24 protein-coding genes are annotated in these 16,911 nt (G+C 32.3%); all 24 read right to left on the bottom strand.

Annotated elements, in window-relative coordinates:
• Positions 1 to 112 precede the first annotated feature (112 nt).
• A complete protein-coding gene (locus BM141_RS09935) occupies positions 113 to 1,285 on the bottom strand; it encodes a 6-bladed beta-propeller (protein ID WP_091544749.1) in 1,173 nt (390 codons plus the stop codon).
• Between the two features lie 93 nt (positions 1,286 to 1,378).
• A complete protein-coding gene (locus BM141_RS09930) occupies positions 1,379 to 1,609 on the bottom strand; it encodes a hypothetical protein (protein WP_091544748.1) in 231 nt (76 codons plus the stop codon).
• Between the two features lie 324 nt (positions 1,610 to 1,933).
• Positions 1,934 to 2,071 carry an efflux RND transporter permease subunit gene (locus BM141_RS22590; RefSeq protein ID WP_143090882.1) on the bottom strand — a complete coding sequence of 46 codons (138 nt, stop codon included), beginning with the start codon at positions 2,069 to 2,071 and terminating at the stop codon, positions 1,934 to 1,936.
• Positions 2,072 to 2,148: 77 nt separating this feature from the next.
• The gene (locus tag BM141_RS09925; RefSeq protein ID WP_091544746.1) at positions 2,149 to 2,640 is read right to left on the bottom strand and encodes a DUF1573 domain-containing protein; all 492 of its coding nucleotides are present in this window, start codon (positions 2,638 to 2,640) and stop codon (positions 2,149 to 2,151) included.
• 25 nt (positions 2,641 to 2,665) lie between these two features.
• On the bottom strand, positions 2,666 to 4,096 hold the full coding sequence (locus BM141_RS09920) for a carboxypeptidase-like regulatory domain-containing protein (RefSeq protein WP_091544744.1): 1,431 nt from the start codon (positions 4,094 to 4,096) through the stop codon (positions 2,666 to 2,668).
• 6 nt (positions 4,097 to 4,102) lie between these two features.
• Positions 4,103 to 5,269 carry a hypothetical protein gene (locus BM141_RS09915; protein WP_091544742.1) on the bottom strand — a complete coding sequence of 389 codons (1,167 nt, stop codon included), beginning with the start codon at positions 5,267 to 5,269 and terminating at the stop codon, positions 4,103 to 4,105.
• Positions 5,270 to 5,663: 394 nt separating this feature from the next.
• Positions 5,664 to 5,891, bottom strand: coding sequence for a hypothetical protein (locus tag BM141_RS22585; RefSeq protein ID WP_143090881.1), 228 nt, complete (start codon positions 5,889 to 5,891; stop codon positions 5,664 to 5,666).
• Between the two features lie 387 nt (positions 5,892 to 6,278).
• Entirely contained in the window at positions 6,279 to 6,758 is a 480-nt protein-coding gene (locus BM141_RS09905; RefSeq protein WP_221407663.1) for an efflux RND transporter permease subunit, read from the bottom strand.
• Positions 6,755 to 7,168, bottom strand: coding sequence for a DUF1573 domain-containing protein (locus BM141_RS09900; RefSeq protein ID WP_091544738.1), 414 nt, complete (start codon positions 7,166 to 7,168; stop codon positions 6,755 to 6,757). Before BM141_RS09900 ends, BM141_RS09905 begins: the two co-directional genes overlap by 4 nt.
• Before the next feature lie 11 nt (positions 7,169 to 7,179).
• On the bottom strand, positions 7,180 to 8,355 hold the full coding sequence (locus BM141_RS09895; RefSeq protein WP_091544736.1) for a 6-bladed beta-propeller: 1,176 nt from the start codon (positions 8,353 to 8,355) through the stop codon (positions 7,180 to 7,182).
• Between the two features lie 70 nt (positions 8,356 to 8,425).
• Positions 8,426 to 8,650, bottom strand: coding sequence for a hypothetical protein (locus tag BM141_RS09890; protein ID WP_143090880.1), 225 nt, complete (start codon positions 8,648 to 8,650; stop codon positions 8,426 to 8,428).
• A 305-nt stretch (positions 8,651 to 8,955) separates the two neighbouring features.
• A complete protein-coding gene (locus BM141_RS23655; protein WP_262509453.1) occupies positions 8,956 to 9,084 on the bottom strand; it encodes a hypothetical protein in 129 nt (42 codons plus the stop codon).
• A 1-nt stretch (position 9,085) separates the two neighbouring features.
• Positions 9,086 to 9,466 (bottom strand): hypothetical protein, encoded by a 381-nt coding sequence (locus BM141_RS09885; protein ID WP_143090879.1) that lies wholly within the window; start codon positions 9,464 to 9,466, stop codon positions 9,086 to 9,088.
• Positions 9,467 to 9,515: 49 nt separating this feature from the next.
• Positions 9,516 to 10,700, bottom strand: a complete 1,185-nt coding sequence (locus tag BM141_RS09880) for a hypothetical protein (protein WP_177217332.1) — start codon at positions 10,698 to 10,700, stop codon at positions 9,516 to 9,518.
• Between the two features lie 220 nt (positions 10,701 to 10,920).
• On the bottom strand, positions 10,921 to 11,136 hold the full coding sequence (locus tag BM141_RS09875; protein WP_091544727.1) for a hypothetical protein: 216 nt from the start codon (positions 11,134 to 11,136) through the stop codon (positions 10,921 to 10,923).
• A gap of 293 nt (positions 11,137 to 11,429) precedes the next feature.
• Positions 11,430 to 11,924, bottom strand: coding sequence for a glycosyltransferase family protein (locus BM141_RS09870; RefSeq protein WP_091544725.1), 495 nt, complete (start codon positions 11,922 to 11,924; stop codon positions 11,430 to 11,432).
• Positions 11,921 to 12,382, bottom strand: coding sequence for a hypothetical protein (locus tag BM141_RS22580; RefSeq protein WP_143090878.1), 462 nt, complete (start codon positions 12,380 to 12,382; stop codon positions 11,921 to 11,923). Before BM141_RS22580 ends, BM141_RS09870 begins: the two co-directional genes overlap by 4 nt.
• Before the next feature lie 4 nt (positions 12,383 to 12,386).
• Complete coding sequence (locus BM141_RS09860; protein WP_177217331.1) at positions 12,387 to 13,574, bottom strand: DUF4221 family protein; 1,188 nt, start codon at positions 13,572 to 13,574, stop codon at positions 12,387 to 12,389.
• Between the two features lie 94 nt (positions 13,575 to 13,668).
• Positions 13,669 to 13,905 (bottom strand): hypothetical protein, encoded by a 237-nt coding sequence (locus tag BM141_RS09855; RefSeq protein ID WP_091544718.1) that lies wholly within the window; start codon positions 13,903 to 13,905, stop codon positions 13,669 to 13,671.
• 166 nt (positions 13,906 to 14,071) lie between these two features.
• Positions 14,072 to 14,305, bottom strand: coding sequence for a response regulator transcription factor (locus BM141_RS09850; RefSeq protein WP_091544714.1), 234 nt, complete (start codon positions 14,303 to 14,305; stop codon positions 14,072 to 14,074).
• 224 nt (positions 14,306 to 14,529) lie between these two features.
• Entirely contained in the window at positions 14,530 to 14,994 is a 465-nt protein-coding gene (locus BM141_RS09845) for a hypothetical protein (protein WP_091544711.1), read from the bottom strand.
• On the bottom strand, positions 14,978 to 16,186 hold the full coding sequence (locus BM141_RS09840) for a DUF4221 family protein (RefSeq protein ID WP_091544708.1): 1,209 nt from the start codon (positions 16,184 to 16,186) through the stop codon (positions 14,978 to 14,980). Before BM141_RS09840 ends, BM141_RS09845 begins: the two co-directional genes overlap by 17 nt.
• A 127-nt stretch (positions 16,187 to 16,313) precedes the next feature.
• Complete coding sequence (locus tag BM141_RS09835; RefSeq protein ID WP_091544705.1) at positions 16,314 to 16,523, bottom strand: hypothetical protein; 210 nt, start codon at positions 16,521 to 16,523, stop codon at positions 16,314 to 16,316.
• Positions 16,524 to 16,578: 55 nt separating this feature from the next.
• Entirely contained in the window at positions 16,579 to 16,800 is a 222-nt protein-coding gene (locus BM141_RS09830) for a hypothetical protein (protein WP_143090877.1), read from the bottom strand.
• Positions 16,801 to 16,911: the final 111 nt, after the last annotated feature.

Here is a 16,911-nt window from a genome sequence, read left to right as displayed (position 1 = left end):
AAAGGCTTAGGCTGATTTGCAAAGAGAAAATTGCTTATGGCAAAGCCGATAAGTAGAAAAACAACAATATAGAAGATAATATTGCTCAATTTCTTGTTCATAAGATTGCATTTTATTTTAAAGTAATGAAAGCTAAGATGAAAGTATTGTCATCTTGCATTTGGCTAATCTGGTCGTAATATGGGGTTTTTTTGATTCTTTGCATAAAAGAGGTGTCATTTTTTAATTTCAACACTTTTCTATTGTCTATCAAGCTAATAAAGGTTTTATCATCTTTTACTCCTATAAAAGGAGAAAAACTACTCACTACCTCAAAAATTGGGTGCATGGCTATCAGTTCAGTTTCTTTGTAAACTAATTTGGAATGATTGTCATAAATTGCAAAGGTTAGTTTTCCATCGAGGTAAGGAAGAAGGAGGAAAGAAGAATCTAACTCCCAAAAACTTTTTCGTAGGAAAGCCAAATTATTAATATTTTTTATAAAGTATTGTTGGAAAAGTTCAATATTTTTTCTATATTTTTGGGGAACTACTTTATTCTTAAATTTTAACTGGTATTTAGGGTAGATACTATTTTTAACATATTGATAAATAGTATCTGACAAAGTTGGTGAGTAAAGAAATCCTATTTTATTACCTGTTATGTTTCCTGAATCTCCATTACCTAATGCTTCCTCTCTCCTAAATGGCGCAAATTCTTCTATGATTGTATAATCTTTATTAAGTATCATTAAATCATAATTTTTGCTCTCTTTTGCTGGATTAAAATCTGTATAAATTGCAATTTTGTTATTGGGAAGTAACAAAAAATTTTCAACAAATACGGGCATATTTTTTTCTTCTACGAAAAAACCGTCTAATGAAAAAAATATGAATTTTTGTTTTGCTGCAGAAAAAATAATCACCCTATTGTTTTGCTCATCAATGTTTACTCCATCTATTGTGGTATATTGCCCAGGTCCTTCTCCTAATCCCCCTATTTTGCATAGAAAACTTCCAGATAAATCTAAAACTTGGATTGATTTATAATTTTTATCTACAACCAGTAGTTTATTTTTATAGAAAATCACTTTATCTATTCTTGAGATAATGTTGGTAGTATCTAACTTTATGGAAATTAGATGGATGCTATCAATTAGACTAATAGCGGGTTGAGGTGTGGCAAGAGATAAGTCTATGTGTCTGATATGCTCATGATGCAGGGAGTTAAATCCTCTCTTTTCTTCATGATAGCATGATGTGAAACAAAAATAAAGCAGTAGTACAAAGAGGTGTTTCTTTTTCATGAGTTTGAGTGAAAGTAATAAATTAAAACATTTTATAAGAAAGAAGGCTTGTTTATCTACTCTGATAAACGAGCCTAAATAGAAGCAATTTTTTTATAGCATAGGAGTGGTTCCTGGAGGACACGGATTAGGGATACACCCCATTGAACCGGGAACACAATCAGCTCCTGCAGATACAGGAATACAAGTATCTTGATGATAACAAGGTATAGGATGCGGTCTCTTTCCAAATTCAGCTTTTACTTGTTTCAGTGGATATACCCAAGACAATACCGCCATGCTCAATGCAAAGCCGAGTAACAATGCTTTTTTGCTATTTTTCATAAATTTGAGTAGTTTAAAATTTCAACAAGATTGATAATTTTCAGATTCCAGATTCACTTAGCTAAGTACCAAAGTACGCTACAATAATATGTAAGCATTTTGTATTTTGCAAACTTTTTAACAAGAAAATTATGAATTATGAATTATGAATTATGAATTATGAATTATGAATTATGTTTTTGATTATGAATGTTTTATATTTTAATGTCTTGTTTTTAAAAATTATTACTTGTTATTTTTATTAATGTATGTTTTGGTATTTTTAAGCAATTTTTTAAACTACCCCTTCTGCGTAGAGTCGCTTCGCTAAACTCTTGAGGTAGCCTACACCCTAATCTCTGGGATAGCGATTTCGGGCAGGAGGGAAACAGGAAGCTGCGAAAAAGTAAGTAGCCCCACAGGAACTACAGAAAGCGTAGTAATCAGCACAGCAATAGGGCGAAAAAGCAAGAACTTGACCATAAGGCAAAGGTAAGCAAGGGAAAGCAAAGAAAAAATAGGAAAAGGTTACTAAAATAAAACAGGCTAACTGCAAGTCTTTATTCAGAGATAATTATCTTAATATTGAATTTTGCAAATCTCTTTTCTGAGTTTGACTCTATAATAATGGGTTGATTTTCCTCTCTAATGTTTTTGCCATGGCTACTATAATGTACTTCTATATAGCTCTCTACCCCTACTCGTATTGGTGTTTGGGGAAAGTCAGCAATAGTACAACCACAATTAGAAGTTACATTGTTCAGTATCAGGTCATTATTCCCGTTATTTTTAAAAGGTATTTTTATACTTACTGTACTTTCTTTTTTTACTTGAATAATAGTATCTTTTTGAGGTAGATATAGGATAGGATACATTCGTATATTTTTTTCATTAGCTTGTATTTGTATATCCAACTTATTATTACTCAAGCTATTATTCAAATAATGTTTGCTATCTACTTGGCTTGTTTCTTTCTCAGTATTAGATTTTCGTAGATTGCAAGAAAAATACAACAAAACGGATACAATGCTTAGGAACAGACAGTATCTCATCGGTTTTGGTTAGTAATTTTTTAAGTTAATATGCTTTTTTATTTATCTGTCGTAGGAACTCAGGGTCATACTTGCTTTGAATGGCTTTTATCTCCTCTTGTGTAATTTCAGGTAGCTCACTGTTTTTCACAAATTGCTTTTCTAAAGAACCAAACTTTTTTTCTAAGTCTGTTTTTAATTTATCCCAGTTATTAAAAGGTGGGCATACATAGCTTTGCCAAAATAGGCTATGATAGGGTATTGGGGGGGTATCCTGATTATGAAGTATTTTGACATCTTCATAATGCTCTATATTCCCATATTTTGACCTAAGAGATGCCTCGATTAGGGTATGTACTTTTAGATAATTCACAATAAATTCTGCTTGATGTTTTACTATTGCAAAAGAATCGCTATCTGACCAGCCATAGTCTTCATATTCATCTGTATATTTCATGTATTGTAAATAGTATTTCCCTTGATATTCAGTAAATTGCAAAGAAATATCTTTCTGTAATGGTTTTGCTTTATGGCGGCGGTATTTATCTTGGCTTGCTATGTACTGTTTGGTAAAGTCTGAGGTGCTGACTTCAATTTTTAAAAGAACCAAATTTTCCCAATCTATATATATTTTTCCTGAGTATAGCAATTCTTGGATTTCTCTAAATGGCTTATCATTCAGTTTAGCAATGTATTTCTCTTTGGGCGTAAAATGAATTACGATGACTTCTTTCCCACTAAAAGAGGTATGCTCATTGATACTAAACTTCATTTTGTTGATATTATCCTTGTTAAGGACGCCTCTATGTATAAGGTCTTTTTTTATTCTGAGCATATCATAAATTTTAATACCACATTTAGGGTCTCCTTTAGCGGTATATTTTAGTGAATAATGGGTCTGTCTTAATTCTTTTATTATTTCTATATCACTATTCAAGTACTGATATTTATCTTTTGCATAAGCCTCTTTATAGCCTCCATTGTATATATCCGCTACAGCTTCTGCCATACCATTATAGATGTTATTCACTTGCGTAGTGGTTCTAAAAAAGATAGTTTGCTCGTATGCTTCCGAAGCATGATACTTTTTTAAATTCTGGATAACTTTTTCTAATATTTTTTCTGGAGTAAGTGTAGGGCGAACCACCACTTGCTTTAAAACTTTTTCTTGTACTTCCAAAGCAATGAGCAAGTGGTTGGGGTCTTTTATTGATGAAATTTGAACCTGATAGGTTTTATAAGAAAGACAATGCACTGTTAGGTATTCATTAAGATAGTCAGAAGCAATATTTAACCTAAAATCTCCCATTTCATTAGTAACAGTACTTACATTAGTTCCTACAATTCCTATACTTGCGTATGCCACCGCTTTACCCGTCTGAGCATCTACGATTTTACCAGCTAAGGGTAAGGTTACTTGGGCTTGGGCTACAAGATACCAAAACAGAGAAACGAATACAAGAGATAATCTTTTCATGGTCAATTATTTTAAAGTAAATCTATAAAACCCTAATTTTTCTTTCTCTTCGTCTGCATACCCATCAGCATAGTAATACTTTCCATCAAAGCCGATGACCCTAAATTGATAGGGAACATCCACCTCGGCTATCAGAGTAGTATGATGGTATATTTGCATTCTTCTTGGGTTATTATTGGCTGTAATGCTATCTGTTCCTTTAGTATAGCATCTAAACAAGATTGACTGGTCTGGGAAGTATTTTATATCATCATAAAAACCATTTTTAATGCGTTCTTCGGCAAATATTGCCATTGCCTGCTCATAAGTCTGTGTTTTTGAATAGTGCTGTTTTATTTGCCTACCGTTTCGTCCAAAGGCATAGCAAAGTTTAAATTTTTTATCATACACATATATTAAGGAGTCTGCTTCAAAACCTACAAAAATGCTGTCATTGGCAATATCGTAATGCTGAAAGTCAAAATTAGGAATAGCATTGTTTTTAGTATAAAGTGCAGAATAGTTGCCCCCTAATTCCTCTACGGTAGCTTTTACTAAATCCATTTTTGCAAATATTTTCGCTTTTTTATAATATTCTTGACTTACGTTACTAAAAAAGCCATTGAATTTGGGGTGAGTAGATTCTATATTAAAAACTACATACTTGTTGTCTATTGTTGCATACTTATTACCAAAATATTTGATTTCATAAATGCCTCTATATTCAGGCTTCGGATTTTCTTCTAATTCTTTGACTGATTTTTCAGGATTCCAATTAATTACTTTGGTGGCTATCCTTTCCCAATTCTGGTCATATACGTAAATAGAGTAGCCAGAGAATATATAATGGTTTTGCCCTATTTTTAGATGATTCTGTATTTGAGGCACTTCTTTGGGACCTTGCCCTTTTCCTAAATACGAATTGATATAATTTCCTGCCTTATCAAACTGAGAGGCTGTTGCAAACAATTTATCAAAAAAATATAACCCTTGCGCATCATATTCAAAAAAACCTTGGTAGGAACTGTTAGGGTGATTAACCAAAATTGTATCTATTTTTATTTCTTGGAATAATAGATTCTCTTTGCTTCTGACCAAATTAAGTACTTGATTATTTGACTCATTTGACAAATAATCACATGAAGCCATCAAAAAAGTCGCCAAAAATAATAAGCAATATCCTATAAGGTTCATTATTGTTAAAATAATTTTAGGTAGTGGCAAGTTTAAGTCGAATTACAAGAGGTATTATTATGATAATTACCTAATTTTCACAATTAATTAATGGTTAGAGAAAAGGAAAGGTAAAATCATTATCATATCTTACTTTATAAGATATTAGATTGTTACCTTTCCTTGCGTTTGCTTAACAAGTAACACAATTGCATCGTGGTCTAAAAGAGATTTTATTACCAACTAAGCAAGAATTTGTGCTTGAATGGCAACGACAAACACAGCAAGAACCATCTATCTCTTCATTTTCATCTCCGCTTAATACAGGTAAAGACACCATCAGTATAAAATTTAGCAAGAATATTGCTTTTTTCAACTTATTTTTCATGTGTTTTCAATTTAAAAAGTTAAAAGACTAACAATGAAAAGTGCCACAAATACATCTTCTTCTAAAAGAAATAATGTTACCCTGCTCGCAGGTATGGGTAGAGGTATGACATCTGCAAACAGTATAGCCTTCCTCTAAATCTTCCTCATCGCTTGCTTTTACTTCTCGCATACCAGAAGTGCTAATCAAATTGATAAGGAATAAGCTAATTACCCCAATTTTCCTCAACCGTGCAACGGTGCGATTTGATTTCATAAATTTAAATGATTTAAAATTTCAACAAGGTTTTCAATTTTATCATTGCGGCAACTACTTAGCTAAGTACCAAAGTACGCCACAATAATATGTAAGTATTTTATATTTTGCAAACTTTTTAACAAGAAAATTATGAATTATGAATTATGAATTATGAATTATGAGTTATGAATTATTTTGCTGATTATTAATGTGTTATATTTTATATGCTTTCTATATACAAGATTTGTATTTTGCTTTGGAGTGATGTATGTTATGGTTGTTTTTTTAATAGTATTTTTTGCCTAAACCCAAGCAGGTTCTCTCATCAACTCAATTCCTCAAAAAGTGTTAGCACTCTTTTTTGTGTATATTTTTTTCTGTCGTTGTCTGTATCTCACAGACAACTCAAGGCGAATATCGGAAGCACTTGCCTTGATGACTTTGGGGTGGGGGCGTATCGTGAGGTAGGCTACCCATCAGTGCATCTATTTTCTCATTGGTTTCTATGTAAGCAAGATTAATGTTTGTGCCGTAATCAAAAGATAATAGCTTGATGACAGCTAAGCCATCTCTGCTTTCTGCTTGGAGGTCTGCCAAGTGATTGACCTGCAAGAGTTGGTTTTTGAATGGCTTGACTATCGCCTTGTGCAGCTCACGAGCAGAGGTATTGGGGTAGCTGACCTGCACCGTAATCTCTGGAATGGCGATTTCGGGCAGGAGGGAAATGGGAATCTGCGAAAAAGTGAGTAGCCCCAGAGCAACTACCGAAAGCGTAGTAATAAGTACAGCAATAGGGCGAAAAAGCAAGAACTTGACCATAGTAGGCAAAGGTAAGCAAGGGAAAGCAAAGAAAAAATAGGAAAAGGTTACTAAATTAGGAATCATTCCTTCCGTTTCACCATCGCTTTGAGGTTGATAGTAAAAGGATTTGGCTCTATATTGGCGTAAATTTGTAGTTTTTTCAAGACTATCCCTTCTTCTTTTGCTTCAAAGCGAACAGTAATCGGTGTTTGTTCTCCTACTTTTACAGCATTTTTATGCCACTTTGCCACCGTACAGCCACAGTCTGTACCAATAGTATCTAATTGCAACGCTTCGTTACCTATATTTTTGAGATAGATAATTGTATCTTTTACTTGCCCAAGCCTGATATTATCTATCTGTATGTAATTTGTGCTTGCTTGTATGGCGGTTAAAGGCTTAGGCTGATTTGCAAAGAGAAAATTGCTTATGGCAAAGCCGATAAGCAGAAAAACAACAATATAGAAGATAATATTGCTCAATTTCTTGTTCATAAGATTGCATTTTATTTTAAAGTAATGAAAGCTAAGATGAAAGCATTGTCATCTTGCATTTGGCTAATCTGGTCGTAATATGGGGTTTGTTTGAGGCGTTCCATGAAATTGGGGTCATTTTTCTTCAGATATTCTACCTTTTCGCTATCTATTAGTCCGATAATGGTGTTTTCATCTTTGATACCTATGAAGGGGTTATTCCAAGATAACATTTGAAATGCAACATGATTAGCTTCCAAGACCTCTTTGGTATAAACTGTCTGCGTATTTTCATCATAAATAAGAAATTTGAGCCTACTCTTTTCATTATAGGGTAGAAATAAGAACTGTTTTAACTTTATAAAGCCGTTTTTGGCGTATGAAACGGAACTAAGATTTCGTCCAATAAAATCCATTTTTTTTGAAGCAGATACTTTATATTCAGAAGGAATTTCTTGCCCTTCAAATTTTAGAATATACTTTGGGAAAAACTGCTTGGAAGAGTATTGGAAAATTGTATCGGATAAGGCAGAAGCATACAAAAAGCCATCATTTGTTAAACTAATACCACCAGAGAAGCTAATTGATAAATAGTCTTTATAATCGAAAGGGAAATAATTTTCTTGTATGTTATAGTTTTTATCCAACATCAGCAAGTTATGATTGTTTTTTTCATCTCCATTATAATTTAGATAAACAATGAGTTCCTCATTATGTAATACTAAAAAATCATAAATGAACAGAGGGATGTCTTTTTCTTCTAAAAATCTGCCATCTAAGGCATATTTTATCATTTTACGTTTTTCCATTGAGAATAATAATAGTTCTTCTTTTTCTTTGTTCATAGTAATTCCATAAATAGACGTATATTCACCAGGTCCCTCTCCTATATTGCCTATTTTGTAAAGAAAACTGCCCAAAGTGTCCAGTACATTGATGGATTTCATTTTTGGGTCTATGATAAATAGTTTATGGTGGTAGTAGAAAATTTTATCAATATGAGCAATCAAATGAGAAGTATCTATTTTAATAGGAAGTAAATTAATGGATTGTATGGGAGGAATAAGTGCTTCATCTTCTTTTTTTAAAGAAGTTAAATCAATGATATGGGTTTTCTCTTTTTCATTATTGTTTTCTACAGTTTTTTGATTTTCACAAGAAAAGAAAATAATAAATATAAGAAATAAAAAATAATATTTTAACTCCATAATTTAGATTTTTAAATTAAGTAAAGTTGAGCATATTGGCTCTTTGTTATAAAGAGCCAATAAAAGATATTTATTGTTGTGGTGGTGTTTGAGGACATGGATTAGCCATGCAATAAGTCCCACCCGGAATACAATCTGCCCCATAACTAACCACTACGCCTCCTATCTTACACTCTTTCTGCTGAGGGTGAAATTGTGGAGGGTATGCCTTTGTTTCCCTCTGCGGATATACCCAAGACAATACTGCCATGCTCAATGCAAAGCCGAGTAACAATGCTTTTTTGCTATTTTTCATAAATTTAAATGATTTAAAATTCCAAAAAGGTTTTCAATTTTACCATTGCAAAAACAACTTAGCTAAGTACCAAAATACAGCACAATAACATGTAAGTATTTTTTATTTTGCAAACTTTTTAACAAGAAAATTATGAATTATGAATTATGAATTATGAATTATGAATTATGAATTATGAATTATGAATTATGAATTATTTTATTGATTATTAATGTTTTAAGTTTTGTGTGGTTTCTATATATAAGATTTGTATTTTGCTTTGGAATGATGTATGTTATGGTTGCTTTTTTTAATAGAGTTTTCACCTAAACCCAAGCAGGTTCTCTCATCAACTCCTCAAAGAGGGTCAGCACTCTCTCCTCTGTATATTTTGCTTCTGTTTTTTCTTTGAAGGTTTGTAGGTTTTGCTTGTAAAGGGGTGCATGTATAATCAAATCAAAAAGCCGTAATTTCTATGACTTCCTTATTTTCAAATTTAATGTAATAAGGACCGTCTTTGTCGTTGGTAATACGACTAAGGAGTATCATTAAATCTATATTATTGGTTTCTATCCAATTAATATTTTTTGCTGTATGACTTCTGAGATTTTCCAATTCATTGTGAAAACTTATTTTGCTAAATACTATACCTATCAGAGGTTTATTTGACTGACCTGCATATTGATTTATTGAATAAACCAATTTTTTATTGTCGTAACAAGTTAAACAAGTATAACCTGTCAATACAATTATCTCTTCATTATCTTCTATGTCCGTTGACAAACTATCGTTGAGAAGTTTAGTTAAATATTCTTTGTCTGCATTATCAACAAACATATTACAACTGCTAATTATATGTACAAAAAATAAATTTAAAATCAATATTTTATTTGATTTCTTCCAATTTTCCAACATAAAATGTGGTTTGATTAGGGTCTTCGAAAATACCTAAGTCGGGTAGAAGAATTAGCTCATTTGAACTTCTGAAACCAAGCACTTCTACAGTATTCTTAGGTAGCTCTATGTCTTGTGATATTTGTTTACCTTCTTTGACATCAAGGAGTACAGCGAAATGCTTTCTATATTGTAGGAGTAAATCACTCAGTTGACTTTTGGTCTGCATTTCATCATAAATATGCTCTGGAATCCCTGTCTTGTAGGATATAATACCCAGTTGATAGCCTGTATATATGCCTAATATTTGACTATTGACGAACATACTTTTCTCCCATTGAAAGGTTTTATCACCATACTCTTTCATGTAAGGGACTTGAAAGTAAGAACTTACAATAGATATTTTTTTATTTAGCAGGACATCATTCCCTGCATAGCTATAGACGTACACTTTGTTCTCAGGGTTGAAAATAGTGTAAATAAGGTTATTTTCTCCCAAGTCAAAATATGGTCTTACTTCATATTGAAAATTGGTTTTTAAAAAAATGCTTGAAGGTTCATGCCCGATGAGAACATGATATTGATTTGTGTTAAGATTATGACAAGTAAAAAATTTAATTTTATCAGAAACTTTCCTACCAGAGTTATCTATAATTTCTTGTTTAGAAAATACACTCCTAAAAGTAGATACTAATATGGTATCGTTCTTGTAGTTTAAGCGTTTTATTTTATAATAAAACACACCTGCTTCTGCGTTAAAAGCATCTACTTTACGAATCAAAGTACCATTGAAATCATAAAAATAGTAACCACGCATTCCTGCGGCTACAATAGTGTTGGCATCAAAATATCCAATATTACTCACAATTTTACCAACTTTATCGCCGTCTTCGCCTTGTAGAAAAATCTCATTAATTATTTTACCATCTCTATCAGTCTGGATTACTTTTTGAGGTTTTATTTTATCAACAATTAACATATTACCGTTGGTAGAATTGATATCCACAGGCACAACGTAAGAACCTCTGAAATTAACTTTTATGGAATCAATTATTTTAATTTGGAAAGATTTTAAGTTTTCCATTTTCAAAGAATTAATGTCTTTTGGCGATTCTTTTTCTCGGCAAGCCCAACCTACACTTACCAATATTAGCAAATAAATTGATTTTCTAATCATGCTCATTATTAAGATTCAATATTTGAAAAGCAAGAATAAATCTACTGCTTATGTTTCAAAATGACGTATTTAGCATAATGTAAACCTTGCTTAAACACTTTATATACACATAAGACTTCTTCTAAAAATCACCTATAAACGTATCCCTCTTATATTCAAGAAAAGAAAGAAATAGACTCTTTCAGAAGAAGTCTGGAAAAAATATAGTATAATATCTCACTTATTGATTGTTATCTTTTTCACGAATACACCTACAATTATCAACAGTGATAGGGCAAACGCAAGCGTAAAGCGCACGAGGTAGCTCTACTTTAACACCTGGGTCTGAAGCTGGTCCTGGCGGTTGCTGTGCTTTTAGATGTTCCATTTCAGAAAAAATAACTATTCCAATAAAAAGCAATAAAGTAATTCCCACTTTCTTCAATTTTGATTTCATAAATTTAAATGATTTAAAATTTCAACAAGATTTCTAATTTTATCATTGCAGCAACCACTTAGCTAAGTACCAAAATACAGCACAATAATATGTAAGTATTTTGTATTTTGCAAACTTTTTAACAAGAAAATTATGAATTATGAATTATGAATTATTTTGTTGATTATTAGAGTATTATGTTTTGTGTAGTTTCTATATATAAGATTTGTATTTTGCTTTGGAATGATGTATGTTATGGTTGTTTTTTTAATAGAGTTTTCACCTAAACCCAGGCAGGTTCTCTCATCAACTCCTCAAAGAGGGTCAGCACTCTCTCCTCTGTATATTTTGCTTCTGTTTTTTCTTTGAAGGTTTGTAGGTTTTGCTTGTAAAGGGGATTGGTGAGCAGTTCTTGTAGCTTTATTTGTCCAAACTTTGGGGTACACCATTATCAAATCTGTACTTATCCACATATCTATCAGGATAAGAGTGGGTTGTAGGGCATCTACTATTTGAGAGAGTTTTGCTTTTCTGTCCTCGTAAATGCGGTTAGAGATTTTGTCAAGGAGTACATCTAAGTAAAGGTCTTGGCTTTTTTCAAACTCTCTGTTGTCCTTCTCAAAACCAAGTCCAAAGGGGAAGCCAAGTAAAGTTATGGAAGTAAAACCCTGTGCCTCTATGTGTGCCTTATAGCGTTCTGGGACGGCATAAACTGCCTGATAGCCCTGTGATTGGAGTAGTTTAGCAAGTTGGAAAGTGGGGGTGTAGTGGCTCTCAAAAATATGTAATAGTAGTAAGATATTTTTCATAGATTGTCCAGAAAATTATTTATATAGCTGAATAAGCTATCTGCATTTTGGTAAGTAAGTTCACGTATATCTACCACTTTTTTATTTTTGCAAAAATATATCACAGGATGCTCTATCTCTACTAATTCATATTTTTGTGCTAATAGCTTGGTATCAATCAAAAAATTAGGACTTTGCCTTACATGATATTCAAAGTCAAGACTCACTGCTTTTCTCGAGTCAGTGCTGATAATAAACAAATAGCGATTGTCTTTTACATTTGTTCTTATGAATGTGGCGGCTTCTTGCATACAACCACCGCACCCACCTGTAATAGTGATAAGGTAAATAGATTTATCTAAACTACTACCTAACTGATACGATTGTAATAAATCTATTAATTTTTCTTCTCGTTCTTTATTGGGGTTTGAACTACACCCGAATAGTAAGATGAAAAAAAGTATGCCGATGTATCTCATATCTCTAATTTTTCAGTGTAAACTTTACAAATGCAATTTCATCTTCACTAAAATTATATTTTTGCAAATACAAGCCATCAGGTAGGCACAGATGATAACCTACTGTATATCTTTCATTCAAGATTGTTTCTCCTAATTTTTTCAAGTTTTCATCTAAAATAACAACAGAATGAACTACATAAGGCTGATTATCATATTCATCTTTCTTTTTTGTGTTTGGAATATTTGTAAAGCGATAATAGACTTTTCTATATTGGTCATAAATAATCCTTTCATAACTAACATTATTAACAGAATATAAATAATCAGTATTCATATCTCTGTCTGCTTTTTTAGAAATTGGCTTTAATTCTTTAAAATATTGGCTTTTATCAGGAATTATAGCATTTATATTCCCTGTTTTTAAGTCTAACTCATATAAGTTTTCATCTATGGGAAAACTATAAATTATTTTATTCTTATTTGGAATATACGTACTACTGAATTTGGTAATATATTGAGGAGGAAAGAAGTATTTATCTCTGTACATTTGAGGATAATCTTTGTAATATTCTATTTGCCCATTCTCTAAACTAAGTTGGATACCTATTCTCCCTTTCTTATAATATTCAAGGCTGTTTATATTCAAATCAGGTACACCTGTCATGTAAATAAAACTTCCAACTTTTATCAAAGGGTTCATATAATTAGAGGAAGGTAAGGCGGAATACTCTCCTTGAGGGCGAGATACCCTCCCTTCATCCAACTTCATATCAGTTTTGAGAAGTCTATATTTCTGTTTGACTTTGGCAGTAGTATCTATCAAAGACAAGCGATAGTGGTAGCTTGCCAATACATAGATAGAATCCCAACTTTGAAAATGGAAAGACAAGGCTCCACCTACACCATTCGGACCCTCTCTTTCCAAGGAAACAGTTTTATAAAGTTTTTGGGTAGCCCAATCATAAAATTGTAGGCTATTATTTTTTCTATTCATCAATATTAGATATTCTATCTTGCTTCTATCATCTGTATAATGGCTTATAGAAATATCATAAGGAGTAGTGACAGTGTCTATTGGGATATGTACTGTATCAACCTCAACTAAAGTAAACTCATTATCATTAACAAATGCTTTTTCCGAATTATTACAACTCAAAATAAAAAGTAAAGGTATGAAAATTATACAAAAGGCAGTGATTGGCTTCATCATAGGGATTATTGGGTTATTTGCACACATGTTGTAAAAGCAGTAAAATAAAATGAGTGAATAAAAACTATTTCTACTCACTCATTTTAATAAAAATCTATCCGCAAGACTGTTGACTTAGACAATTTCCCCAACTCGCGCATTCGCCTCCCACTCGCCCCTTAGGTGTAGTGCAGTAATAAAACTGCCAAAAATTTTGTGGAACATAAGTCTGTGCCTTCACCTCATTAGACACAGGTGCAGCACTTTCACCAAACATTTTCATTACTTGCTCTTGACTGCCCGTTACCAAAAGCAAAGCAACTATCCCAATTTTCTTCAATTTTGATTTCATAAATTTGAGTAGTTTAAATTTCCAACAAGGTTTTCAATTTTACCATTGCAGCAACCACTTAGCTAAGTACCAAAGTACGCTACAAAGTAAAGCAGGGAAAATAGCAAAGTCAATAGGAAAATTTTACTAATTTGCTGATAATGAGTAGTAATATGTTACTATTTTTTCATTCTTCTGTCTTTTCCTCTGGCGAAAATTGCTTACTCTGCACAGCTAACTCCAAAAGTTCTTGGCAGGTAGTTAGCTTCAGTTTTTGCTTGATGTTTTCTTTATGGTTCTTTACAGTATGCTGGCTGATGCTCAGCCTGTTCCCAATAGCCTTGTTGCTAATAATGCCACTTCCAATCACTTCAAAGATTCTTTGCTCAGTTTTAGTGAGCGGATTTGCAGGATTTAACATAGGAAAGAAAAAAGGTTTTAGTAAAAGGAACTATCTGTGTGTAACCTCTCTATGTGCGTGTAGTATTTATTTACAGTAATTCAAAGCTAAGCAAACTTAGCCACTTTTGCAAGTAGGGAAGTGTTAAAAAGCGGGAAAAGTGGGAAAAAGCAACTAATAGTTTAGGTGGGTTTTTTGAGCAAGTTTTCAAATAGATTTGAGAAATTAATTACAAGTATATATAATTACATAAAAGAATCTTCTATAACTTCATAATTATCTTTTTCAATGTTAAGCGTTTGAGTAAAACTTCCATCTTCAAAAATAAAGATTTTATCTCCGACAAATAAATTACCATGTTTTTCTAATAATTGGTCGTTATCTTCAAAATAAATACTAATGTTAGATCGCATAGTTATCGTAGTTTTTATTCTATTCTCTATATCATTCTTAGCAATGATAACAAAATTAATGTTCTTAAATTTTCTTATTAAGCTATTAATAAACAAATGATTAGCTTCTTTACAAGCGCAATCACTGCCTTGTAGTATGACTATTCCCCATTTACCCTTGCTTTTCATGTCAAAGTTTATCTCTTGGGTTAAAAAGTTGATGAAGTGTTCATCTATTTCTTCTACTTGATTACGTTCTTGCACACACGAAGTAGCCAAATAAACAAGCAATAGCCAATGTTTAATTGCTTTCCTCATATTTTACATTCAAAATCAAGAATTTGAGTTTATTTTCGTCTTCGTCTTTTGGGTTTATACTCCACATTGGTAGATAAAGCCTCCCATTTGCTACAAAAGCAAATTCACGTGCTACGTTTCTAATAGGAAAATCTACTTCTTTTAAAATATGATGACTACTATCAAAGGCAGTCAAAATAAGTTTTCTTTTTAATGCAGCATTACGCAGGTCTGTTACATTACTTGGAAGTTTGTCGAGATGAAGTCTAAATCCTATACCTATTCCTGCCTCATAGACCGTATTCCCAAAAAATACATTGTTGATAAAATGTCGCATCTTTTTGTCTATATTGTTTGCGTCGCTCCAAGCTAAACTGGGAGCTTCATTATCAGTGATTATCGATGGAGCATCTGTCAATAGGTATTTCTCTTTTTCTACATCATAATAGGCTAAAGAAGACATAGCTCCAAAAGTAAAGTATATGCGCTTTAATCTTCCTTTATGGTAGCTATTACTCATTTTTACTTTGTCAAGAAATCCTTTATACTCCTCTTGATAGGCTTTTGGAAAATATACAGGTAGTGCAGTAAAGGTCTTATTATTAAGGTTATATTTCCCAAGTATAGGCATTCGATAGGTTTTTTGCCCAGAGATATTTCTGTCATAAGGCACTATTTTAGCATAGATTATTTTATTATGACTGTCGTAAGAGATAGGCGTTTCAGCAGTAATATGAAGTGCGTTCTTGCTAAAAAAAGCAATATTATCAGCTTCCACGTTCCACTTGTTCAGAAGACGCCCCTCGCTAGAAACTAAATAAAATGATGTTTGGGTAGAGATAAAAATACTGTCAGGAGACTGAACATGGATAGAGTATAAATCATCTATGCCATCAGGACCTTCCTTTTGCAAGACAATCCTATTTCTCTGGTCATTTCCTTCTAAGCTAAGAATGTCTATGCTGTGCCTTTTGTGATTATAGCCATAAAAGGTAGGTTTACCTGCAACATTAATAACAGAATAGGTATCATAAAAGCTTAGAAAAGTAGAGTCAGTAGAGATAGTAATAGAGTCTATAACAAATTCAATTGCCTTATTAGCTGTGGAATGAGCCTGTTGCTCTGCATGTTTATCAGTACAGCAAATACAGAAGACTAATAATATATTAATTAATCCAATGTATAAAGGCTTTTTTATTGAAGTCAGTATCATAGTAACTTTGCTATTTATTTTATGAGTAGTAATAGATAAAAGACTTTATTTAATATTTTTCAAGTGTAAGTTAAGTGCCTTGACTTATTTTAGTAAGCCAAGACACTTCAAATACTAAGACTGGGTATTAGTTTTGTGCATATTCACATTTTTGTGGTCTATCACAAGGACCTGACCAATCTGCAATCGCACAACCTGCTGCGGGTATGCCTCTTTCACTATAACAAATAACTAAATGATAACGCTTGGGCTGGGCAGGACCGCCCTCTCCATGGACATCATCGCTTATGTAGCAAGTAATCAGCATTAAGGACATTATTAAAAGAAATTTTTTCATAACAACATAATTTTAAAAATGGATAGATGAATAGGTAAATAGATGTTTGGTACGCCTAAACTATAGGAACTATATCACAATTTGCCTCAGTATCACAAGAGCCACTTGGGCTTGGGGTAGTACATTTTGCACCATGTACTCCAGCTTTTACACATACTTCTGGTTTGTATCTTTTTATCATACTGCTTCCGTCAGATTGGACAGTAGAGAAGTTAGCAAGTGTTATTAGTAGTCCTAAGAATAGTCCAACAAGTTTTAATTTTCCTTTATTTTTCATGTTTTTAAATTTTTTTAAATTTGACTTTTTAAAGATTGATAATTTTAAGAACTCAAAATTCACTTAGCTAAGTACCAAAGTACGCTATAAAGTAAAGCAGGAAAAACAGCA

It is taken from the genome of Thermoflexibacter ruber (assembly GCF_900113045.1).
In the GTDB taxonomy this organism is placed as follows: Bacteria; Bacteroidota; Bacteroidia; order Cytophagales; family Thermoflexibacteraceae; genus Thermoflexibacter; species Thermoflexibacter ruber.
Note: the sequence above shows the minus strand (reverse complement) of the source record. Positions and strands in the feature narration are given on the sequence as shown.

Bases quoted from the DNA above. Each gene is read 5' to 3' on its own strand.
- BM141_RS09895 (WP_091544736.1), bottom strand. From the start codon at position 8,355: ATGGAGTTAAAATATTATTTTTTATTTCTTATATTTATTATTTTCTTT.
- BM141_RS09840 (WP_091544708.1), bottom strand. From the start codon at position 16,186: ATGATACTGACTTCAATAAAAAAGCCTTTATACATTGGATTAATTAAT.
- BM141_RS09845 (WP_091544711.1), bottom strand. From the start codon at position 14,994: ATGAGGAAAGCAATTAAACATTGGCTATTGCTTGTTTATTTGGCTACT.
- BM141_RS22580 (WP_143090878.1), bottom strand. From the start codon at position 12,382: ATGAGATACATCGGCATACTTTTTTTCATCTTACTATTCGGGTGTAGT.
- BM141_RS09930 (WP_091544748.1), bottom strand. From the start codon at position 1,609: ATGAAAAATAGCAAAAAAGCATTGTTACTCGGCTTTGCATTGAGCATG.
- BM141_RS09900 (WP_091544738.1), bottom strand. From the start codon at position 7,168: ATGAACAAGAAATTGAGCAATATTATCTTCTATATTGTTGTTTTTCTG.
- BM141_RS09885 (WP_143090879.1), bottom strand. From the start codon at position 9,466: ATGTTTGTTGATAATGCAGACAAAGAATATTTAACTAAACTTCTCAAC.
- BM141_RS09855 (WP_091544718.1), bottom strand. From the start codon at position 13,905: ATGAAATCAAAATTGAAGAAAATTGGGATAGTTGCTTTGCTTTTGGTA.
- BM141_RS09925 (WP_091544746.1), bottom strand. From the start codon at position 2,640: ATGAGATACTGTCTGTTCCTAAGCATTGTATCCGTTTTGTTGTATTTT.
- BM141_RS09850 (WP_091544714.1), bottom strand. From the start codon at position 14,305: ATGTTAAATCCTGCAAATCCGCTCACTAAAACTGAGCAAAGAATCTTT.
- BM141_RS09890 (WP_143090880.1), bottom strand. From the start codon at position 8,650: ATGAAAAATAGCAAAAAAGCATTGTTACTCGGCTTTGCATTGAGCATG.
- BM141_RS09935 (WP_091544749.1), bottom strand. From the start codon at position 1,285: ATGAAAAAGAAACACCTCTTTGTACTACTGCTTTATTTTTGTTTCACA.
- BM141_RS09830 (WP_143090877.1), bottom strand. From the start codon at position 16,800: ATGAAAAATAAAGGAAAATTAAAACTTGTTGGACTATTCTTAGGACTA.
- BM141_RS09835 (WP_091544705.1), bottom strand. From the start codon at position 16,523: ATGAAAAAATTTCTTTTAATAATGTCCTTAATGCTGATTACTTGCTAC.
- BM141_RS09870 (WP_091544725.1), bottom strand. From the start codon at position 11,924: ATGAAAAATATCTTACTACTATTACATATTTTTGAGAGCCACTACACC.
- BM141_RS09905 (WP_221407663.1), bottom strand. From the start codon at position 6,758: ATGATTCCTAATTTAGTAACCTTTTCCTATTTTTTCTTTGCTTTCCCT.
- BM141_RS22590 (WP_143090882.1), bottom strand. From the start codon at position 2,071: ATGGTCAAGTTCTTGCTTTTTCGCCCTATTGCTGTGCTGATTACTACG.
- BM141_RS09875 (WP_091544727.1), bottom strand. From the start codon at position 11,136: ATGAAATCAAAATTGAAGAAAGTGGGAATTACTTTATTGCTTTTTATT.
- BM141_RS09880 (WP_177217332.1), bottom strand. From the start codon at position 10,700: ATGATTAGAAAATCAATTTATTTGCTAATATTGGTAAGTGTAGGTTGG.
- BM141_RS09920 (WP_091544744.1), bottom strand. From the start codon at position 4,096: ATGAAAAGATTATCTCTTGTATTCGTTTCTCTGTTTTGGTATCTTGTA.
- BM141_RS09860 (WP_177217331.1), bottom strand. From the start codon at position 13,574: ATGATGAAGCCAATCACTGCCTTTTGTATAATTTTCATACCTTTACTT.
- BM141_RS22585 (WP_143090881.1), bottom strand. From the start codon at position 5,891: ATGAAATCAAATCGCACCGTTGCACGGTTGAGGAAAATTGGGGTAATT.
- BM141_RS09915 (WP_091544742.1), bottom strand. From the start codon at position 5,269: ATGAACCTTATAGGATATTGCTTATTATTTTTGGCGACTTTTTTGATG.